We start from the raw sequence: 18,178 nt of genomic DNA on the forward strand, positions 1-18,178 counted from the left end.
CATGACCAACACCCGCATCTTCGGCTATGCCGATCCGCTCTGCGCCCGGGCGGGCGGCACGGTGGATTTCATGATCTCGGTCGAGGGGCGCGAGACGGTCACGCCGCGGCTGGTGCGGGTGCTGCACGGCGACGAGAACCCGGAGGGGCCGGGCCATGTCGAGGAAGCGGTGGACCTGGCCCTGCCGGCCGAGATCGCGGTGAAGCGGCAGTTCACCCAGGTGGGCAGCTTCGCCCGGGCCGAGGACCCGGAGGGGCGGCTGGACGGGCTGACCTCCTTCACCCTCTTCGCCCATGTCCATCCTACCGCGCCGAAGGCGGAGCGGCAGCAGATCATGGGCCGGTGGGCCATCGGCCCGTCCAAGGGCTTCGGCCTCGGCATCGACCCGGACGGGCATGTGGCGCTGTGGATCGGCGACGGCGCCCATGTCGACGAGATCAGGACCGAGGTGACGCTGGTCCCGCGCTGCTGGTATTTCGTGGCGGCCAGTTTCGACGGGGCCAGCGGCAAGGCCGAGTTGCACCTGATCAACACCGTCAACCCGTGGAACAGCCGCATCTCCACCGTGGTGCCGTTCCAGCCCGACAGCTGGATCAGGGAGGTGCTGCGCCACCGCCCCGCCGCCACCGGCGCCGACGCCAGCTTCAAGCTGGCCGCCGCCACCGCGGAGAACCCGGTGCGCGGGCATCACGGCGGCTTCCTCTACAACGGCAAGATCGACCGGGCCGGGGTCTATGACCGGCCCTTGGACAGGGCGGAGGTGGAGGCGCTTTCGCGCGGCGAGACACCGCCGCAGGACGGGCTGCTGGCCTTCTGGGACCCCACCGCCAACCTCGGCCGCGAGGGCGTGGGCGACACGATCCCCGACACCGGGCCGCACGGCATTCCCATGCAGGGCGTCAACCGCCCGGTCCGCTGCATGACCGGCTTCAACTGGCGCGGCGAGGACAGCTACCGGCTGGCCCCGGAAACCTTCGGCGGCGTCCATTACCACGACGACGCCATGACCGACTGCCGCTGGGAGAAGACCTTCACCCTGGCCCTGCCGGACGACCTGAAATCCGGCGTCTACTGCCTGCGGATCGAGGCCGGGGGCGGGCAGGATTCCATCCCCTTCATCGTCCGCCCCAAGGCGCCGAAGGCGAAGCTGGCGCTGCTGCTGCCGACCTTCACCTATCTGGCCTATGCCAACGAGCACCTCAGTTACGAGGCCCCCATCGCCCAGGCGATCACCGCCCATACCCCGGTGCTGAACGAAGAGGACCTGGAATACAAGAAGCTGGAGGAATTCGGGCTTTCCACCTACGACCACCATTCCGACGGCGCCGGCTGCTGTTATTCCTCGTGGCGCCGGCCGATCATCACCCTGCGGCCGCGCTACCGGCTGCCGGCGATGAACTTCCCCTGGGCGCTGCCGGCCGATCTGTCGCTGATCTGGTGGCTGGAGCACGCGGGCTACGACTATGACCTGATCACCGACCACGACCTGCACGCCGAGGGGGTGGACTGCCTGAAGCCCTACAAGGCGGTGATGAACGGGACGCACCCGGAGTATTACTCCGAGCAGATGATGGACGCGACGGAGGCCTATCTGCGGACTGGCGGGCGGCTGATGTATATCGGCGGCAACGGCTATTACTGGGTCACCGGCACCCGCAAGGACGAGCCGCATTGCATCGAGGTGCGCAAGCTGGACACCGGCAGCCGCGCCTGGCAGGCGGAGCCAGGCGAAGGCTATCTGGCCTGCACCGGGCAGAAATCCGGCCTCTGGCGGTCGCGCGGGCGGGCGCCGCAGAAGATCGTCGGCCTGGGCTTCACCGCCGAGGGGATGGACGAAAGCCAGCCGTTCGAGCGGATGCCGGACAGCTACCACAAGCGCGCGGCCTGGATCTTCGAGGGCATTGGCGACGAGGAGCCTATCGGCGACTTCGGCCTTGCCGCCGGTGGCGCCGGCGGGATCGAGCTGGACCGCTACGAACTCGGCCTCGGCACCCCGCCGCATACGCTGCTGGTGGCCTCCACCTCCGGCCATTCCGACAACTATCCGCTGGTCAGCGAGGAAGTGACCTATGCCTTCCCCGGCCGCGGCGGCACCCAGGATGCGCAGGTGCGCGGCGACATGATCTGGTTCACCACGCCGGAAAACGGCGCCTGCTTCGCCGCCGGCTCCATCGCCTGGAGCCAGGCCCTGCCCTGCAAGGGCGGCGAAAACAACGTGGCCCGAATCATGCGGAACGTGTTGAATGCCTTCCTCAGGGACGGCCCCCTGCCAGGGTATCGATACACCGGCGACGAGACGCTCTGGCGCTGAGCAGCCGTCCGAAGGGGGAGGATGAAGCCAGGCATCGCCAGCTTCTCTCGGTTCGTGACCGAGATGCAGCACCGCAGCCTTGAACAGGATGCGGAGGGGCTGGCCCGCTGGGCGGTCGGCGACCTGTCCCGCACGCTGGGCTTCGATGCCGCCTGGTATGGCTGGGCCACCCTGCGGGCCGAAGGGGTGGAGGTCTATGCCAATGCCACGCTGGACCTGCCGGACGGCTTCCACGACTACTGGAAGACCATGTCCGAACAGGACCTGCTGGCCCGCTACATGCTGGAGAACCCCGGCGAGACAGCGATCTACGACCGCACCCAGCCGCGGCAGAACGACGGCATGACCAGCCTGTCGGACCGCTACGGCCTGCGCCGGATCACCACGGCAATGAACGGGCATTACGGCAATCACGCCAGCTTCTACATCTCCTCCTACCGCGTCGGCGCGCGGGCCCGGGCCTGGTCGGATGCCGAGCGCGACTTCCTGCAATGCGCGGTGGACCAGCTGTCCGCCGCGATGAAGCTGTCGGTGGCCGAACCGGGGCGGGCCTCGGCGCCCGGCTCGGTCTCGATCCTCGCCTCGGAGAACGGCATCGGCCTCCTCGGCCTGCCGCTGCTGCGCGAGCGGTTCGGCGACATCTGGCCGCGCTGGACCGGCGACCGCCTGCCCGAGCAGCTGGCCGGGCTGATCGGCCGACCCGGCAGCCACATCCTGCCCGACCGCGACCTGGTGGTGACGGTGGAGGCCGCACCGCGGCTGCAGGGCATGGGGCTTCGGCGGATCACCCTGCGGCGGCTGCACCGCTTCGACCTGCTGACCAGCCGCGAGCGCGAAGTGGCGCGCGAACTGGCAGAGGGGAAAAGCGCCAAGGAAGTCGCGCGCCATCTGGGGCTGGCCCCGGCCACGGTGCGCAACCAGACCCAGTCGATCTACCAGAAGCTGCAGGTCGACAACCGGGCGGCGCTGGCCGCCATGGTGAACACGCTGGGCTGACCCGCGAAAGCCGGTTTGTCACACAGGCTTTACAAAACCCGCACATGACTGTCACGCAGCGCGCTTATCCGGGGCGCGTGCCGATCTGCCGGCCAAATCCAGGAGACACTCATGAAACCCGTGTTGCTTTGCACTTCGGTGCTTGCCATCGGCGCTATGACCGCAGGCGTGGCGCAGGCCCGCGACAACATCCAGATCGCCGGGTCCTCGACCGTGCTGCCCTATGCCACCATCGTGGCCGAGGCCTTCGGCGAGAACTTCGACTTCCCGACCCCGGTGGTGGAAGGCGGCGGCTCGGGCGCGGGCCGCAAGAAGCTGTGCGAGGGCGTGGGCGAGAACACCATCGACATCGCCAACTCCTCCAGCCGGATCAAGCAGTCGGACATCGACCTCTGCGCGCAGAACGGCGTGACCGAGATCATGGAAGTCCGCATCGGCTATGACGGCATCGTCTTCGCCTCCGACATCGCCGGGCCGGACTTCGCCTTCACCCCCGAACAGTGGTTCAACGCGCTGGCCGCCGAAGTGGTGAAGGACGGCGCGGTGGTCGCCAACCCGAACAAGACCTGGGCCGACGTGGACGCCGCGCTGCCGGCGCAGAACATCCTGGCCTTCATCCCGGGCACCAAGCACGGCACCCGCGAGGTCTTCGACCTGAACGTGCTGGAGCAGGGCTGCAAGGGCTCGGGCGCCTACGACGCCTTCGTCGCCGCCTCCACCGGGGCCGACGACGAGGCCAAGAAGGCGGAAGCCGCCGAGAAATGCCTGGCGCTGCGCACCGACGGCGCCTCGGTCGACATCGACGGCGACTATACCGAGACGCTGGCCCGGATCGACGCCAACAAGAACGCCATCGGCATCTTCGGCCTGTCGTTCTACCAGAACAACACCGACAAGCTGAAGGTCGCCGCCATGTCGGGCATCACCCCCTCGGTCGAGACCATCGCCAGCGGAGAATACCCGGTGTCGCGTCCGCTGTTCTTCTACGTCAAGAAGGCACATATCGGCGTGATCCCCGGCCTGAAGGACTACATCGAGTTCTTCGTCAGCGACGACATGGCCGGCCCCGACGGCCCGCTGGCCGCCTACGGCTTGGTGTCGGACCCGGAACTGGCCGCGACCCAGGCCGCCGTCGCCGCCGAAACCCCGATGGGCCCGCTGGAGTGATCCGGCGCTAGCCCGACCCGGTGGCGGCACGCTCCCTGCCGCCACCCCCCTTTCCCCTTCGGACGCAGGACCATGAGCATCGCTCTCCTCTCGCTGATCGTTCTGGGCCTTGCCGCCCTGGGATATCTTCTCGGCCGCCAGCGCGCCCTTGCCGCCGCCGGCGGCGACATGCGCAGGCTGCATTCGCTGCCCTCCTACTACGGCGCCTCGGTCTTCCTGTTCACCGCCGTGCCGGCCTTCCTGGCGATGGTGCTGTGGCTGCTGGTGCAGCCGGTGGTGGTGGACCGCAGCACCGCCGCCATGATCACCGCGGCGGATGTGCCGCAGGGGTCCAGCCATGCGCTGGTGATGGCCGACGTGCGCCGGATCGCCGCCGGGCTGGACATCCTGGTCGCCCGCGGCATGGACGAGGACCTGCTGGCCACCATGCGCGCCGACCTCAGCGACATCCGCGGCCGGCTGGGCGGCGTCGGCGTCGCCGTGGCGGAAACCGTCAGCCCCAATGTCTTCGAGGCCGCCAAGTCCTACCGCAGCCTCGCCAACACCGGCCGGCTGGCGATGGCCGCCGCGGTGCTGGCGCTGGCGGTCGGCGGCCTCCTCTACGCCGCCTTCCGCATCACGCCCGATCTGCGCGCCCGCAACATCGTGGAAAGCTTCATCCGCGTGCTGCTGATCGGCGCCTCCACCATCGCCATCCTGACCACGCTGGGCATCGTGCTGTCGCTGGTCTTCGAAAGCTGGCACTTCTTCCGGCTCTACCCCGCGAAGGACTTCTTCTTCTCGCTGACCTGGAACCCGAAGTTCGGCGGCGGCTCCAGCCTCGGGGTCTGGCCGCTGGTCTGGGGCACGCTCTATGTCTCCTTCGTGGCGCTGGTCGTGGCGGTGCCGCTTGGCATCCTCGCCGCGATCTACCTGTCGGAATATGCCTCGCCCACCGTCCGGGGCCTCGCCAAGCCGGCGCTGGAGATCCTGGCCGGCATCCCCTCCATCGTCTACGGCCTCTTCGCGCTGATCACCGTCGGGCCGCTGTTGCGCGACTGGCTGGCGATGCCGCTGGGGCTGGGGGACAGCTCCTCCTCGGTCGCCACCGCCGGGCTGGTGATGGGGATCATGCTGATCCCCTATGTCTCCTCGCTGTCCGACGACATCATCAACGCCGTGCCGCAGGCGATGCGCGACGGCTCCTTCGGCCTGGGCGCCACCCCGTCCGAAACCGTGCGGCAGGTGGTGCTGCCCGCCGCCCTACCCGGCATCGTCGGCGCCATCCTTCTGGCCGCCAGCCGCGCCATCGGCGAGACCATGATCGTGGTGATGGGCGCGGGCGCCGCCGCCAAGCTGTCGATGAACCCGTTCGAGGCGATGACCACCGTCACGGTGAAGATCGTCAGCCAGCTGACCGGCGACACCGAATTCGCCAGCCCCGAGACGCTGGTCGCCTTCGCCCTCGGCCTGACGCTCTTCGTCTTCACCCTGGGCCTGAACGTCCTGGCGCTGTTCATCGTGCGCAAATACCGGGAGCAATACGAATGACCGACCTTTCCGCGGGCCTTCCCCACGCGCCGCGCTCGCTGTTCGAGGCCGACGCCCGCACCCGCCGCCGCAACGCTGCCGAGGCCCGGTTCCGCTTCTACGGCATGGCCGCGGTGGCGGTCGGCATCCTGGCGCTGGTGTTCCTGCTGGTCTCGATCCTGGGCAACGGGCTGTCCTCCTTCCGCCAGACCGGGATCGAGCTGCAGGTGACGCTGGACGCCGCGGTGCTGGACAAGGCCGGCAACCGCAACCCGGAAGATATGAAGAAGGTCACCACCGTCGGCTACGGCAAGATCATCGGCGCCGCGCTGGTCGAGGGGCTGGCCGGGGCCGGGATCGACACCTCGGCGCTTACGACCAAGCAGGTCTCCGCCCTGCTGTCGGACGAGGCGCCGCGCCGGCTGCGCGACATGGTGCTGGCCGACCCCTCGCTGGTGGGCCAGACCGTGCCGTTCAGGGCGCTGGCCAGCGGAAGGGTGGACGGCTTCCTGAAGGGCCGCGTCACCATGGAAAGCGCCCGGCTGGACAGCAACGTCTCGCCCGAGCAGCTGGAGGTGGTGCAGGCGATGAAGGACCACGGGATGCTCTCCCTAGCCTTCAACCCCTCGTTCTTCACCAATGCCGACGCCTCGGAACTGCGGCCCGAATCGGCGGGGCTGGGGGTGGCCATGCTCGGCTCGCTCTACATGATGATCATCGTGCTGGTGCTGTCGCTGCCCATCGGCGTCGCCGCCTCGATCTACCTCGAGGAACTGGCGCCGCAGAACCGCTGGACCGACATCATCGAGGTGAACATCGCCAACCTCGCCGCGGTGCCGGCCATCGTCTACGGCATCCTGGCGCTGGCGCTGTTCATCAACTTCATGGGCCTGCCGCAATCGGCGCCCGTCGTCGGCGGGCTGGTGCTGACGCTGATGACGCTGCCGACGATCATCATCGCCACCCGCGCCGCGCTGAAGGCGGTGCCGCCCTCGATCCGCGATGCCGCGCTCGGCGTCGGCGCCAGCCGGATGCAGACGATCTTCCACCACGTCCTGCCGCTGGCGATGCCGGGCATCCTGACCGGCACCATCCTGGGCCTCGCCCGCGCCCTGGGCGAAAGCGCGCCGCTCTTGCTGATCGGCATGGTCGCCTTCGTCAAGGACTATCCCTCCGCCCCGCCGCAGGGGTTCATGGAGCCCGCCTCGGCCCTGCCGGTGCAGGTCTACCAATGGACCCAGCGGGCCGATCCGGCCTTCGTCGAACGGGCCTCGGGGGCGATCATCGTCCTTCTGGTCTTCCTGATCGCCATGAACGCCACCGCAATCCTCCTCCGCCGCCGGTTCGAGCGCCGCTGGTAAAACACGACAGGCAAATGGACATGAACGCCATGCAAACCCCCGTCATCGACGCCGCCGCCCTGAAGCCCCGCATCGCGGCCTCCGGCGTGCAGGTCTACTACGGCACCAACCATGCGCTGAAGGACGTGTCGGTCGACATCCTCGACCGCACCACCACCGCCTTCATCGGCCCCTCGGGCTGCGGCAAGTCCACCTTCCTGCGCTGCCTGAACCGGATGAACGACACCGTGGCCAGCGCCCGGGTCGAAGGGAAGATCCTGCTGGACGGGCAGGACATCTACGACAAGCGGGTGGACCCGGTGCAGTTGCGCGCGCGCATCGGCATGGTGTTCCAGAAGCCCAATCCCTTCCCGAAGTCGATCTACGACAACGTGGCCTATGGCCCGCGCATCCACGGGCTGGCGCGGACCCGCGCCGATCTGGACGAGATCGTGGAAACCTCGCTGCGCCGCGCCGCGCTGTGGAACGAGGTGAAGGACCGCCTGCAAGCCCCCGGCACCGGCCTGTCGGGCGGCCAGCAGCAGCGGCTGTGCATCGCCCGCGCGGTGGCGACCGGGCCGGAGGTGCTGCTGATGGACGAGCCCTGCTCGGCGCTGGACCCGATCGCCACCGCGCAGGTGGAGGCGCTGATCGACGAGCTGCGCGAGCGGTATTCGGTGGTGATCGTCACCCATTCGATGCAGCAGGCCGCCCGCGTCAGCCAGAAGACCGCCTTCTTCCACCTCGGCAACCTGGTCGAATACGGCGACACCCAGCAGATCTTCACCAACCCGCAGGACCCGCGCACCGAAAGCTACATCACCGGGCGCATCGGGTAAGGAGCCGGACCATGACCACCGACACCCCCCACATCGCCCCCAGCTTCGACCGCGAGATCGAGGCGCTGCTGGCCCAGCTGGTGCTGATGAGCGGCCTGGTCGAACGCGCGCTGGTCGACAGCGCCTCGGCGCTGGAGGCGCAGGACATCGCGGCGGCCGAAAAGCTGATCGCCGCCGACAAGGCCATCGACGCACTGGACGAGCAGATCAATCTCGATGCCGCGGGGCTGATCGCCCGTCGCGGGCCGACGGCCAGCGACCTGCGGCTGATCCTGGCGGTGATGCGCACCTCGGCCAGCCTGGAACGGGTGGGCGATCTGGCGAAGAACGTCGCCAAGCGCACCCTGCCGCTGGCGCAGGCGCGTCAGGTCGAGGGCGCCACCGGCACCATCCGCCGGATGGCCAAGCTGGTCGCGGTGATGCTGGAAGAGGCGATGCGCGCCCTGACCCGCAAGGACGCCAGGCTGGCGGCCGAGGTGCGGGGCCGCGACGTGGACATCGACCAGATCTACAACACGCTGTTCCGGTCGCTGCTGACGCATATGCTGGAGAACCAGTCGAACATCACCCCCTCGATGCACCTGCATTTCATCGCCAAGAACATCGAGCGCGCGGGCGACCACGCCACCGGCATCGCCGAACAGGCGATCTACCTCGCCACCGGCAGGATGCCCGAGGAGGCCCGGCCGAAGGCGGATTTCCCTTCGGCCTCGAAGACGGTCAGCTGAGGCAGTCGGAGCGTCCGGCCAAGAACCGATCAACGGCTTGGCCGGGCGGGATCAGGCGAGGCACTGCCTCGCCCCGCCCGTGCGCAACGGTTCAACCGCAGACGGTGGGCAGCACGAGACCCGAGAGGCCAGCGCCCGACCCGGCGGGCGAGAAGCGCCCGCCGAGGGCGGGGCGGGCGCTGGCCGGGCCTTTAAGGCCCGGCCGGTCCAGTTGAAGCGGTGCGCCATGGCGAAGGCGATGGCCTTCGCCAAGCCCACCGGGCAAGGCGCTCCGGGTGCCGATCCGCTCAGGGGCTGTCGTTGATGTCGCGGTCCCAGATCTTCACCTGGCCCTCGCGCACGCCCATCACCTTGCGCAGCACCAGCCAGGCGACGACCGAGGCCACCGCGAAGATCAGCAGCAGCAGCGGCAGAGAAGTGGTCAGCCCGAGCGCCGCCACCACCGCGGTCAGCACCGCGCCGATGGCGAAGCCCAGGAAGATGTAGCCGGGCGCGATGATCTCCAGGATTCCCAGCAGGAACCCCAGCACGACCCAGGCCCACCATACGGTCCAGATCTGTTCCGGCATCTATCCCCGTCCTTTCAGCATCTTGAAAGCATCTCCGAAGGCTTCCAGCATGTTGGCCGGCACCAGGATGGTCTGTTTGCCGTGGCCCACGGCGATGGCCTGCATCGCCTCCACCTGCTTCAGCGCCACCTGGTATTGCGCCGCCTCCAGCCCGCTTTCCTTGATGGTCTCGGCAATGACGCCGGTGGCATAGGCCTCGGCATCCGCCGTCACCCGCTTGGCCTTGGCCTGCTGCTCGGCGGCGTAAAGCTCCGCATCCGCCGCCAGTTCGACCGAACGCTTCTTGCCCTCGGCCTCCATCACCTGCGCCCGCCGCGCCCGTTCGGCGTTCAGCTGCTGCAGCATCGCGGCGCGGGTGGCCTCGTCCAGGTTCACGTCCAGGATCTCGGCCCGCGTCACCTCGACGCCCCAGTCGTCGACCATGGCGGTGACCTGCTCGCGCACCCGCTCGATCAGTTGCGCCCGGTTCGACTGCACCTGGTCCAGCTCCAGCTTGCCGATCTCGGAGCGGACGATCCCGGCCACAGTCGTCGCGATCGCGCCGTCCACGTCCCGGATGCGGTAGACGGTCTTCTCCGGCTCGGTGACGCGGTAAAAGACACTGGTCTCGACCTTCACCAGCACGTTGTCGGCGGTGATGGCGTCCTGGCTGGCGGTGGGGAGCTGGCGTTCCAGCACCGAGACCTTGTGGGCGATCCGGTCGAGGAAGGGCACCACGAAGTTGATCCCCGGCCCGAGGACCTTGTGCAGCCGTCCGAAGCGTTCGACCACGTGTTTCTCGCTTTGCGGCACGATCCGCACGCCGAGGAAGATGCAAAGGATGATGAATGCGGCGATGGCAAGGAACACCGCGTTCCCGCCGATCAGGTCCTGAAAATCCATGTCTGGCCTCCTGCCGGAAAAAAGCCCGCACCGGGCAGCCCGCAGTCTGGCCCCGGACGCCCCCTCGCGCAAGTGCCGTTGCCCCGACCCGCGCGCCCTCGCCGCATCGCGGCACCTTTCGCCCGGGGCCGCTTCGGTCTACCCTGCGCGGCATTGGAACCACCCGAGGCAAAAATGACCCAACGCCTTCACCTCGTCTTCGGCGGAGAGCTTGTCGATCCGCAGAAGAACGTCTTCCGGGACGTGTCGCAGATCCATATCGTCGGCATGTTCCCCGATTACGACAGCGCCTTCCGGGCCTGGAAGGCCGAGGCGCAGCGCACGGTCGACAATGCCCACATGCGCTATTTCATCGCCCACATCCACCGGCTGCGGGACGAGGGCAAGGCCGCCTCGCCGACCGAGGAACTGGGCTGACCGCGGGCCCGCCATGGCGCTGAAACTCGGCCTCACGCTCTACGGGCTCGGCCACCGGCGCGAGGCGGGCAAGGACGTGCCCCGCCCGGCGCGGCCGACCGGCCAGCTGGCCTGGCTGCACGCGCCCGAGGCCGCGGCGGCCCGCGGCCTGCGCGAGCTGGCGCGGCGGCTGTGGCTGGAGGACGGGGTGCCCTGCCTGGTCACCTGCCCCGACCCGCTGCCCGACCAGCCCGGCGCGCTGGTGCAGCCGCCGCCGCCGGATACGCCGGCCGAGGCGCGCGCCTTCCTCGACCACTGGCGCCCCGACCTCTGCCTCTTCGCCGAGGGAGAGCTGCGCCCGGCGCTGGTGCGCGAGGCCGCGCTGCGGCGGCTGCCGCTGCTGATGGCCGATGCCCGCGCGCCGCGGCTGCCGCGGGACCGCGACGGCTGGTTCCCGGGGGTGATCCGCGGGTCGCTGACGCCCTTCCGCTGGATCGGCGCGCTGGACGAGGCCTCGGCCCGCGCCTTCCGCCGCGCCGGAGCGCCGCCCTCGGCGGTGGCGGTGACCGGACGGCTGGAGGAGCCCTCGGCCGTCCTTAGCTGCAACGAGGCCGAGCGGGCGGCGCTGGCCGCCACCTTCGCCACCCGCCCGGTCTGGTTCGCCGCCGCCCTGCCGGAGGCCGAGGAGGAGGCCGTCTTCACCGCCCACCGGGCGGCGCTGCGCCAGTCGCACCGGCTGCTGCTGATCCTGCTGCCGGAACGCCCCGACCGGGCCGAAGCCATCGCCGCCCGCGCCGAGGCCGAGGACTGGGCCATCGCCCGCCGCGCCCGCGAGGAGGAGCCGGAGGCGCAGACCGAGCTGTTCCTGGTCGACAACCCCGACGAGATCGGCCTGTGGTATCGGCTGGCCCCGATCACCTTCCTCGGCGGCAGTCTCTCCGGCACCGGCGCGATCCGCGACCCGATGGAGGCCGCCGCGCTCGGCTCCGCCATCCTGCACGGGCCGCGGGCCGGGGTGCATGGCGCCGCCTTCGGCCGCCTCGGCGCGGCGCGGGCGGCGCGGGCCGTCGCCTCGGCGCAGGACCTGGCCGAGGCGATGGGGGACCTGCTGTCGCCCGACCGTTCGGCCCGGCTGGCGCATGCGGCCTGGACCGTGGCCTCGGACGGGGCCGAGGCGACCGAGGCGCTGTTGTCCCGTATCCGCGGCACGCTGGAGGGAGACGGCTGATGCGCGCGCCCGGCTTCTGGTTCACCCCGCCCGACCGGCCCGCCCTGGCGGCACGGCTGCTGGCGCCCCTCGGCTGGCTCTATGCCGCCGCCACCGCAAGGCGGCTGGCGCGGGGGCCGGGCTATCGGGCCGCAGTCCCGGTGATCTGCATCGGCAACCTGAACGCGGGCGGCACCGGAAAGACCCCCACCGCCATCGCCCTGGCGCAGCGCCTGCTGGCGTGGGGGCTGACGGTGCACATCGTCAGCCGCGGCCATGGCGGCAGCCTGCCCGGCCCGGTGCAGGTGGATGCCGCCCGCCATACCGCGGCTGAGACCGGGGACGAGCCGCTGCTCTTGTCCGCCTTCGCGCCGACCTGGATTTCCCGCGACCGCGCCGCCGGGGTGCGGGCAGCCGAGGGTGCGGGGGCGCAAGTCGTTCTGCTGGACGACGGCTTCCAGAATCCCTCGGTGGCCAAGGACCTGTCGCTGGTGGTGGCGGATGCCGAACGGGGGTTCGGCAACGGCCGCTGCCTGCCGGCGGGGCCCCTGCGCGAGCCGGTGGCGAAGGGCCTCGCCCGCGCCGACGCGCTGCTGACCATCGGCGAGCCGGCGGCGCAGGAGCGGTTCCTGGCCGCCTGGGGCGGTTCGGTCGCGCTGCCGCATCTGAAGGGGCGGCTGGCGCCGTTGCAGATGGGGATGGACTGGCAGGGCGAGCGGGTGATCGCCTTCGCCGGCATCGGCCACCCCGAGAAGTTCTTCGCCACCCTGCGGGCCGAGGGCGCGCAGATCACCCGCGCGCTGGCGCTGTCGGACCACGAGCCGTTCCAGGACGCGATGCTGCGGCGGCTGGAGCACGAGGCGCGGACCATCGGCGCGCAGCTGGTGACGACCGAGAAGGACGCCGCCCGCCTGCCCGCCTGGTTCCGCCCCAAGGTGCTGGTGCTGGTGGTGCGGCTGGAGCTGGAAGACTGGGCGCCGCTGGATGCGCTGCTGGATCGGCTGGGGCTGGCGCGGTAGATCAGGCCCGCTTGCCCACCATCGAGACCCCCAACACCTCCAGCACTTTCGCCTCGATCTGCGCCGCGTCCATGCCGGCGACGCGATACATCGCCTCGGGGCTGGCCTGGTCGATGAAGATGTCGGGCAGGACCATCGAGCGGAACTTGAACCCGCGGTCGAAGATGCCATCCTCGGCCAGCAGTTGCGCGACGTGGGAGCCGAAGCCGCCGATGGCACCCTCCTCGATGGTGATCAGCGCCTCATGCCCGCGCGCCAGCCACAGGATCAAGTCGCGGTCCAGCGGCTTGGCAAAGCGGGCGTCGGCCACGGTCGGCGCCATGCCGCGGCCGGCCAGCGCCTCGGCGGCCTTCAGCACCTCGGAAAGCCTGGTGCCGAAGGACAGCAGCGCCACCCGCGACCCTTCCCGCATCACCCGGCCCCGGCCGATCTCCAGCGGCACGCCGCGGGCGGGGAGTTCCACCCCACAGCCCTCGCCGCGCGGGTAGCGGAAGGCGATGGGGCCCTGGTCCCAGGCGGCGGCGGTCGCCACCATGTGCCGCAGCTCGGCCTCGTCCGCCGCAGCCATCACCACCATGCCCGGCAGGTTGGACAGGAAGGCCACGTCGAAGGACCCGGCATGGGTCGCCCCGTCCGCGCCCACCAGCCCGGCGCGGTCGATGGCGAAGCGCACCGGCAGGCGCTGGATCGCCACGTCATGCACCACCTGATCGTAGCCGCGTTGCAGGAAGGTGGAGTAGATCGCGCAGAACGGCTTCATCCCACCCGCCGCGAGGCCGGCAGAGAAGGTCACCGCATGTTGCTCGGCTATCCCTACGTCGAACATCCGGCGCGGGAAGCGCCCGGCGAACAGGTCCAGCCCGGTGCCGTCCGGCATCGCCGCGGTGACGCCGACGATCTTCTCGTCGCGCTCGGCCTCCTGGATCAGGCTTTCGGCGAAGACCCGGGTGTAGCTGGGGGCATTCGACGGCACCTTCTTCTGCTCGCCCGTCATCACGTCGAACTTCGCCCGGGCATGGCCGCGGTCGGCGGAGTTCTCGGCGGGGGCGTAGCCCTTGCCCTTCTTGGTCAGCACATGGATCAGCATCGGCCCGGTCGCCCGCGCCTTCGCCGTGCGCAGCACCGGCAGCAGCTGGTCGAGGTCGTGCCCGTCGATGGGGCCGACATAGGAAAAGCCCAAAGCCTCGAACAGGGTCCCGCCGATGGCCATGCCCTTCAGCATCTCCTTCGCCCGCCGCGCACCTTCCTGCAGCGGCTCCGGCAGCAGGCCGACGAAGCCCTTCGCCACCTGCTTCAGGTCCTGCATCGGCGCCTCGGCATAGAGGCGGCTCAGATAGCTGGACAGCGCCCCCACCGGCGGGGCGATCGACATCTCGTTGTCGTTCAGGATGACGAACAGCCGCTGGTTCAGGTGGCCGGCGTTGTTCATCGCCTCGAAGGCCATGCCGGCGGACATGCTGCCGTCGCCGATCACCGCGATGGCATCGCCCGGGTCGCCGCCCAGATCGGCGGCCACGGCGAAGCCGAGCGCGGCCGAGATCGAGGTAGAGGAATGCGCCGCGCCGAATGGGTCGTAGGGCGATTCGCTGCGCCGGGTGAAACCGGACAGCCCGCCCTCCATCCGCAGGGTGCGGATGCGGTCGCGCCGCCCGGTCAGGATCTTGTGCGGATAGCACTGGTGGCCGACATCCCAGACCAGCTTGTCGCGCGGGGTGTCGAAGACCGCGTGCAGCGCCACCGTCAGCTCCACCACGCCGAGCCCGGCGCCGAGGTGGCCGCCGGTGACGGAAACCGCGCTGATGGTCTCGGCCCGCAGCTCGTCGGCCAGCTGGCGCAATTCGCGGTCCGACAGCGCCTTCAGGTCCGAAGGCACGGTCACGCGGTCGAGGATCGGCGTAAGGGGTCGCTCGGGCAAGGCGCCCTCCTGTCTAGCTGTCACGCGAAATAGAGAACCGCGCCGCCGCGATCAAGTTTCCTGCCGCAGGTCCATAAGGCGCAAGCGCCGCCTCCGCCTCCGCCACCAGCGCCGCCGCCCGCGCCCGCGCGCCGTCCAGGCCGAGCAGGGAAACGAAGGTGGCCTTGCCCGCCCGGGCATCCTTGCCGACCCGCTTGCCCGCGGTGGCGGCATCGCCGGTCACGTCGAGGATGTCGTCGGCGATCTGGAAGGCGAGGCCGAGCGCGTCGGCATAGGCCCGCAGCGGCCCGGGGTCGGCGCCGGCCAGAATCGCTCCGGCCTCGGCCGAGAAGCGGATCAGCGCGCCGGTCTTGCCGGCCTGCAATTCGGTGATCTCCGCCAGCGTCAGGCTGCGCCCGGCGGTCTCGGCCGCGATGTCCAGCGCCTGTCCCAGCACCATCCCCTCGGCGCCCGAGGCGCGGGCGAGGCCGGCAACCAGCGCGATCCGGGCCTCAGCCGGGCCGATGGCGGGATCGGCCAGCAGGCCGAAGGCCAGGGTCTGCAAGGCGTCGCCGGCCAGGATCGCCGTGGCCTCGTCCCATTTGACATGAACGGTGGGCTGGCCCCGGCGCAGGTCGTCGTCGTCCATCGCCGGCAGGTCGTCATGGACAAGGGAATAGGCGTGCAGCGCCTCGACCGCCGCCGCCACCGGCAGGGCGCGGGCCTCCTCCACCCCCAGCATCCGCGCCGAATCCAACACCAGGAAGGCGCGCAGCCGCTTGCCGCCCTGCACCGCATAGCGCATGGCATGGACCACCGGCCGGTCGGCCAGCCCGGAAAGCGCCGCGTCCAGCCGCGCCTGAACCAGCGCGGCATCCGCCTTCAGCCGTTCGGGAAAGGTCACAGCCCGGTCACCGGCTCCGTGCCGACGGCACGGCCCTCGGCCAGGCGGATCTTCTCGACCTTTTCCTCGGCCTCGCGCAGCAGCACCTCGCAACGGGCCTTCAGCGCGGCGCCGCGTTCGTAAAGCGCGATGGATTCCTCCAGCTTCACCTCGCCGCGTTCCAGCTGGGTGACCACGGCCTCCAGCGCCGCCATCGCCTCCTCGAACGCCATTTCCGCCGGGGGTTTGCCTGTCATGCCGAAAGCCTCGCCATCTCGTCCACATAGGCCCTGACGCTTTCGGACAGGGCCGGGAGATCATAACCGCCTTCCAGACTGGACACCACCCGCCCGCCCGACACCTCCCACAGCCGGGCGGCGAGCCAGCGGAAATCCTCCGCCTCCCACTCCAGCCCGGCCAGCGGATCGGCCCGATGCGCGTCGAAGCCGGCGGAGACCAGCAGCAGGTCGGGCTTCCAGTCGGCAACGGCGGGCAGGATGACACGCTCGTAAGCCGCGCGCATCGCCGCGCCATCGGTGCCACCCCGCAGGGGGACATTCAGCACCTGCCCATGGGCGCCGCGTTCCTCGGGACGGCCGGAGCCGGGATAGAGCGGCATCTGGTGGCTGGAGGCGAAAAGGCAGCGCCCCTCGTCCCACATCAGGTCTTGGGTGCCGTTGCCGTGGTGCACGTCGAAATCGACGATGGCCACCCGTTGCAGCCCATGGCCCTCCAGCGCCCGCATGGCGCCGATGGCCACCGTGCCGAACAGGCAGAAGCCCATGGCGCGGCGCGCCTCGGCATGGTGGCCGGGCGGGCGGCAGCCGACGAAGGCCGCCCCGGCCTCGCCGCCCAGCACCGCCGCCACCGCCGCGCCGATACCGCCGACCGCCCGCATCGCCGCGGTGTAGGAGCCGGGCGACAGGAAGGTGTCGCCGTCCAGCTGCGCCCAACCCTCCGCAGGCACCGCCGCCGCGATCCGGTCGTGATGCGCCGCCGGATGGCACAGCAGCACATCCTCACGCGTCCCCGGCGGACAGTCCCGCCGCTCCACCGGCAGCCCCTGCAACCCCGCCTCCACCGCCGTCATCCGCTCCACCCGCTCGGGGTGGCCCGGCGGGGTCACATGGGTCGCAGAGTCAGGATGGGAAAAGACGATCATCCGCTTTCATCTGTCCATAAATATCCCGGGGGGTCCGGGGGGCTGGCCCCCCGGCCGCCGGCCGCAGTCAATCCGGCGCCAGCATGTAGCCCTCGCCCCGCACCGTCTGCAGGTAGCGCGGCGACTTCGGGTCTTCCTCGATCTTCCGCCGCAGCCGGGTGATCTGCACGTCCACCGCGCGTTCCTGCGCCACATCCTCGCGGCCGAGGTCGCCGACCAGCCTCTCGCGGCTGACCGCCACACCGGGGGCATTGGCGAAAAGCCGCATCAGGGCCGCCTCGGTCGCCGTCAGCCGCACCAGCGACTCGCCGCGCCACAGCTCGCCGCGGTCCATGTCGTAGCGCACGCCGCCCAGATGCAGCACCTTCGGCGCCGCAGCCTCGGGGCGGGCCTGCGGCACCCGGCGCAGGATGGCGTTGATCCGCAAGAGCAGTTCCTTCGGCTCGAAGGGCTTGACCAGGTAGTCGTCCGCCCCGGCCTCCAGCCCCTCGATCCGGTTCGCCGCCTCGCCCTTGGCGGTCAGCAACAGGATCGGCACCTGCATCCGGCTGCGCAGGTCGCGGGTCAGGCTGATGCCGTCCTCGCCCGGCATCATCACGTCCAGCACGATCAGGTCGAATTCCAGCCCCGCCAGCAGCCGCCGGGCCTGCGCCGCATCGCGCGCCACCGTCACCACGAAGCCGCTGCGGATCAGGAACTTCTGCAACAGGCCGCGGATGCGCTCGTCGTCGTCGACCACCAGCAGATGCACGTCGCCGGAATTCATGCCCCGCCCTCCCTCAGCCGGTTGTAGGCGTTGCGCATCTCCGGGTCCATCATCGCCTCCAGCACCTGCCGGAAGCCGGCCACCGCCGCCGGGCCCGCGGCGCGATAGGCCGCCCGCATCCGCGCCCGCTGGGCGTCCGACAGCTGGCGTTCCAGCGCCTCGCCCTTCTGGGTCAGGTAGAGATGCCGCTCGCGCCCGTCCACCCTTCCCTTCTCGCTGCGCACCAGCCCGTCGTCGATCAGCGTCCGCAGCACCCGGTTCAGGCTCTGCTTGGTGACGCCCAGGATCGACAGCAGGTTCGACACCGTGGTGCCGGGGGAGCGGTGGATGAAATGGATCGCCCGGTGATGGGCGCGGCCGTAGTCCAGCCCCTGCAATATCCGGTCGGGATCGGCGGTGAAGCCGCGATAGGCGAAGAACATCGCCTCGATCCCCTTCCGCAACTGCTCGTCCGTCAGGAAAAGCAGGCTTTCGCCCCCGGCGCGTTCGGCCATCGCAACCTCCATCTTC

Annotated in this window: 18 protein-coding genes; 10 read left to right on the plus strand and 8 right to left on the minus strand. The window is 70.2% G+C overall.

Annotated features, from left to right (window positions below):
• Position 1: 1 nt before the first annotated feature.
• The 7 genes from G5B31_RS02060 (at position 2) to phoU (ending at position 8,890) form a co-directional block, all read left to right on the plus strand.
• Positions 2–2,311, plus strand: coding sequence for a LamG domain-containing protein (locus G5B31_RS02060; RefSeq protein ID WP_165013282.1), 2,310 nt, complete (start codon positions 2–4; stop codon positions 2,309–2,311).
• Between the two features lie 21 nt (positions 2,312–2,332).
• Entirely contained in the window at positions 2,333–3,307 is a 975-nt protein-coding gene (locus G5B31_RS02065) for a LuxR C-terminal-related transcriptional regulator (protein ID WP_165013284.1), read from the plus strand.
• A 111-nt stretch (positions 3,308–3,418) separates the two neighbouring features.
• Complete coding sequence (locus G5B31_RS02070; RefSeq protein WP_165013286.1) at positions 3,419–4,474, plus strand: substrate-binding domain-containing protein; 1,056 nt, start codon at positions 3,419–3,421, stop codon at positions 4,472–4,474.
• A gap of 72 nt (positions 4,475–4,546) precedes the next feature.
• On the plus strand, positions 4,547–6,004 hold the full coding sequence (pstC, locus tag G5B31_RS02075) for a phosphate ABC transporter permease subunit PstC (RefSeq protein WP_165013288.1): 1,458 nt from the start codon (positions 4,547–4,549) through the stop codon (positions 6,002–6,004).
• On the plus strand, positions 6,001–7,344 hold the full coding sequence (gene pstA / locus G5B31_RS02080; protein ID WP_165013290.1) for a phosphate ABC transporter permease PstA: 1,344 nt from the start codon (positions 6,001–6,003) through the stop codon (positions 7,342–7,344). The genes pstC and pstA overlap by 4 nt, the downstream gene beginning before the upstream one ends.
• A gap of 20 nt (positions 7,345–7,364) precedes the next feature.
• Positions 7,365–8,162 (plus strand): phosphate ABC transporter ATP-binding protein PstB, encoded by a 798-nt coding sequence (gene pstB / locus G5B31_RS02085; protein WP_165013292.1) that lies wholly within the window; start codon positions 7,365–7,367, stop codon positions 8,160–8,162.
• 11 nt (positions 8,163–8,173) lie between these two features.
• Entirely contained in the window at positions 8,174–8,890 is a 717-nt protein-coding gene (phoU, locus tag G5B31_RS02090) for a phosphate signaling complex protein PhoU (RefSeq protein WP_165013294.1), read from the plus strand.
• 287 nt (positions 8,891–9,177) lie between these two features.
• Here phoU and G5B31_RS02095 read toward each other — a convergent pair whose 3' ends face one another.
• On the minus strand, positions 9,178–9,459 hold the full coding sequence (locus G5B31_RS02095) for an NfeD family protein (RefSeq protein ID WP_165013296.1): 282 nt from the start codon (positions 9,457–9,459) through the stop codon (positions 9,178–9,180).
• Positions 9,460–10,341: an SPFH domain-containing protein gene (locus G5B31_RS02100; RefSeq protein WP_165013298.1), complete on the minus strand. Its 882-nt coding sequence runs from the start codon at positions 10,339–10,341 to the stop codon at positions 9,460–9,462. It lies immediately after the preceding gene.
• Between the two features lie 174 nt (positions 10,342–10,515).
• On the opposite strand from G5B31_RS02100, the gene G5B31_RS02105 reads away from it, so the two are divergent.
• From G5B31_RS02105 to lpxK, 3 genes are read left to right on the plus strand one after another with little or no spacing between them, the layout of a single operon-like run.
• Positions 10,516–10,758 (plus strand): DUF4170 domain-containing protein, encoded by a 243-nt coding sequence (locus G5B31_RS02105; protein WP_165013300.1) that lies wholly within the window; start codon positions 10,516–10,518, stop codon positions 10,756–10,758.
• Positions 10,759–10,771: 13 nt separating this feature from the next.
• Positions 10,772–11,965: a 3-deoxy-D-manno-octulosonic acid transferase gene (locus G5B31_RS02110; protein ID WP_165013302.1), complete on the plus strand. Its 1,194-nt coding sequence runs from the start codon at positions 10,772–10,774 to the stop codon at positions 11,963–11,965.
• Complete coding sequence (gene lpxK / locus G5B31_RS02115) at positions 11,965–12,963, plus strand: tetraacyldisaccharide 4'-kinase (protein ID WP_165013304.1); 999 nt, start codon at positions 11,965–11,967, stop codon at positions 12,961–12,963. The genes G5B31_RS02110 and lpxK overlap by 1 nt, the downstream gene beginning before the upstream one ends.
• 1 nt (position 12,964) lies before the next feature.
• On the opposite strand, the gene dxs is transcribed toward lpxK, so the two are convergent.
• The 6 genes from dxs to G5B31_RS02145 all read right to left on the minus strand — a co-directional run bounded on the left by dxs (position 12,965) and on the right by G5B31_RS02145 (position 18,162).
• The gene (gene dxs / locus G5B31_RS02120) at positions 12,965–14,878 is read right to left on the minus strand and encodes a 1-deoxy-D-xylulose-5-phosphate synthase (protein WP_165013306.1); all 1,914 of its coding nucleotides are present in this window, start codon (positions 14,876–14,878) and stop codon (positions 12,965–12,967) included.
• A gap of 13 nt (positions 14,879–14,891) precedes the next feature.
• Positions 14,892–15,761, minus strand: coding sequence for a polyprenyl synthetase family protein (locus G5B31_RS02125; protein WP_346763867.1), 870 nt, complete (start codon positions 15,759–15,761; stop codon positions 14,892–14,894).
• On the minus strand, positions 15,758–15,997 hold the full coding sequence (locus G5B31_RS02130; protein WP_165013308.1) for an exodeoxyribonuclease VII small subunit: 240 nt from the start codon (positions 15,995–15,997) through the stop codon (positions 15,758–15,760). The genes G5B31_RS02125 and G5B31_RS02130 overlap by 4 nt, the downstream gene beginning before the upstream one ends.
• A complete protein-coding gene (locus G5B31_RS02135) occupies positions 15,994–16,902 on the minus strand; it encodes a histone deacetylase family protein (protein WP_165013310.1) in 909 nt (302 codons plus the stop codon). Before G5B31_RS02135 ends, G5B31_RS02130 begins: the two co-directional genes overlap by 4 nt.
• Positions 16,903–16,969: 67 nt before the next feature.
• On the minus strand, positions 16,970–17,668 hold the full coding sequence (locus tag G5B31_RS02140; protein ID WP_165013312.1) for a response regulator: 699 nt from the start codon (positions 17,666–17,668) through the stop codon (positions 16,970–16,972).
• Positions 17,665–18,162: a MarR family winged helix-turn-helix transcriptional regulator gene (locus G5B31_RS02145; RefSeq protein ID WP_165013314.1), complete on the minus strand. Its 498-nt coding sequence runs from the start codon at positions 18,160–18,162 to the stop codon at positions 17,665–17,667. The genes G5B31_RS02140 and G5B31_RS02145 overlap by 4 nt, the downstream gene beginning before the upstream one ends.
• Positions 18,163–18,178 lie beyond the last annotated feature (16 nt).

Source organism: Rhodobacter sp. SGA-6-6, assembly GCF_011043545.1.
GTDB lineage: Bacteria > Pseudomonadota > Alphaproteobacteria > Rhodobacterales > Rhodobacteraceae > Pseudogemmobacter.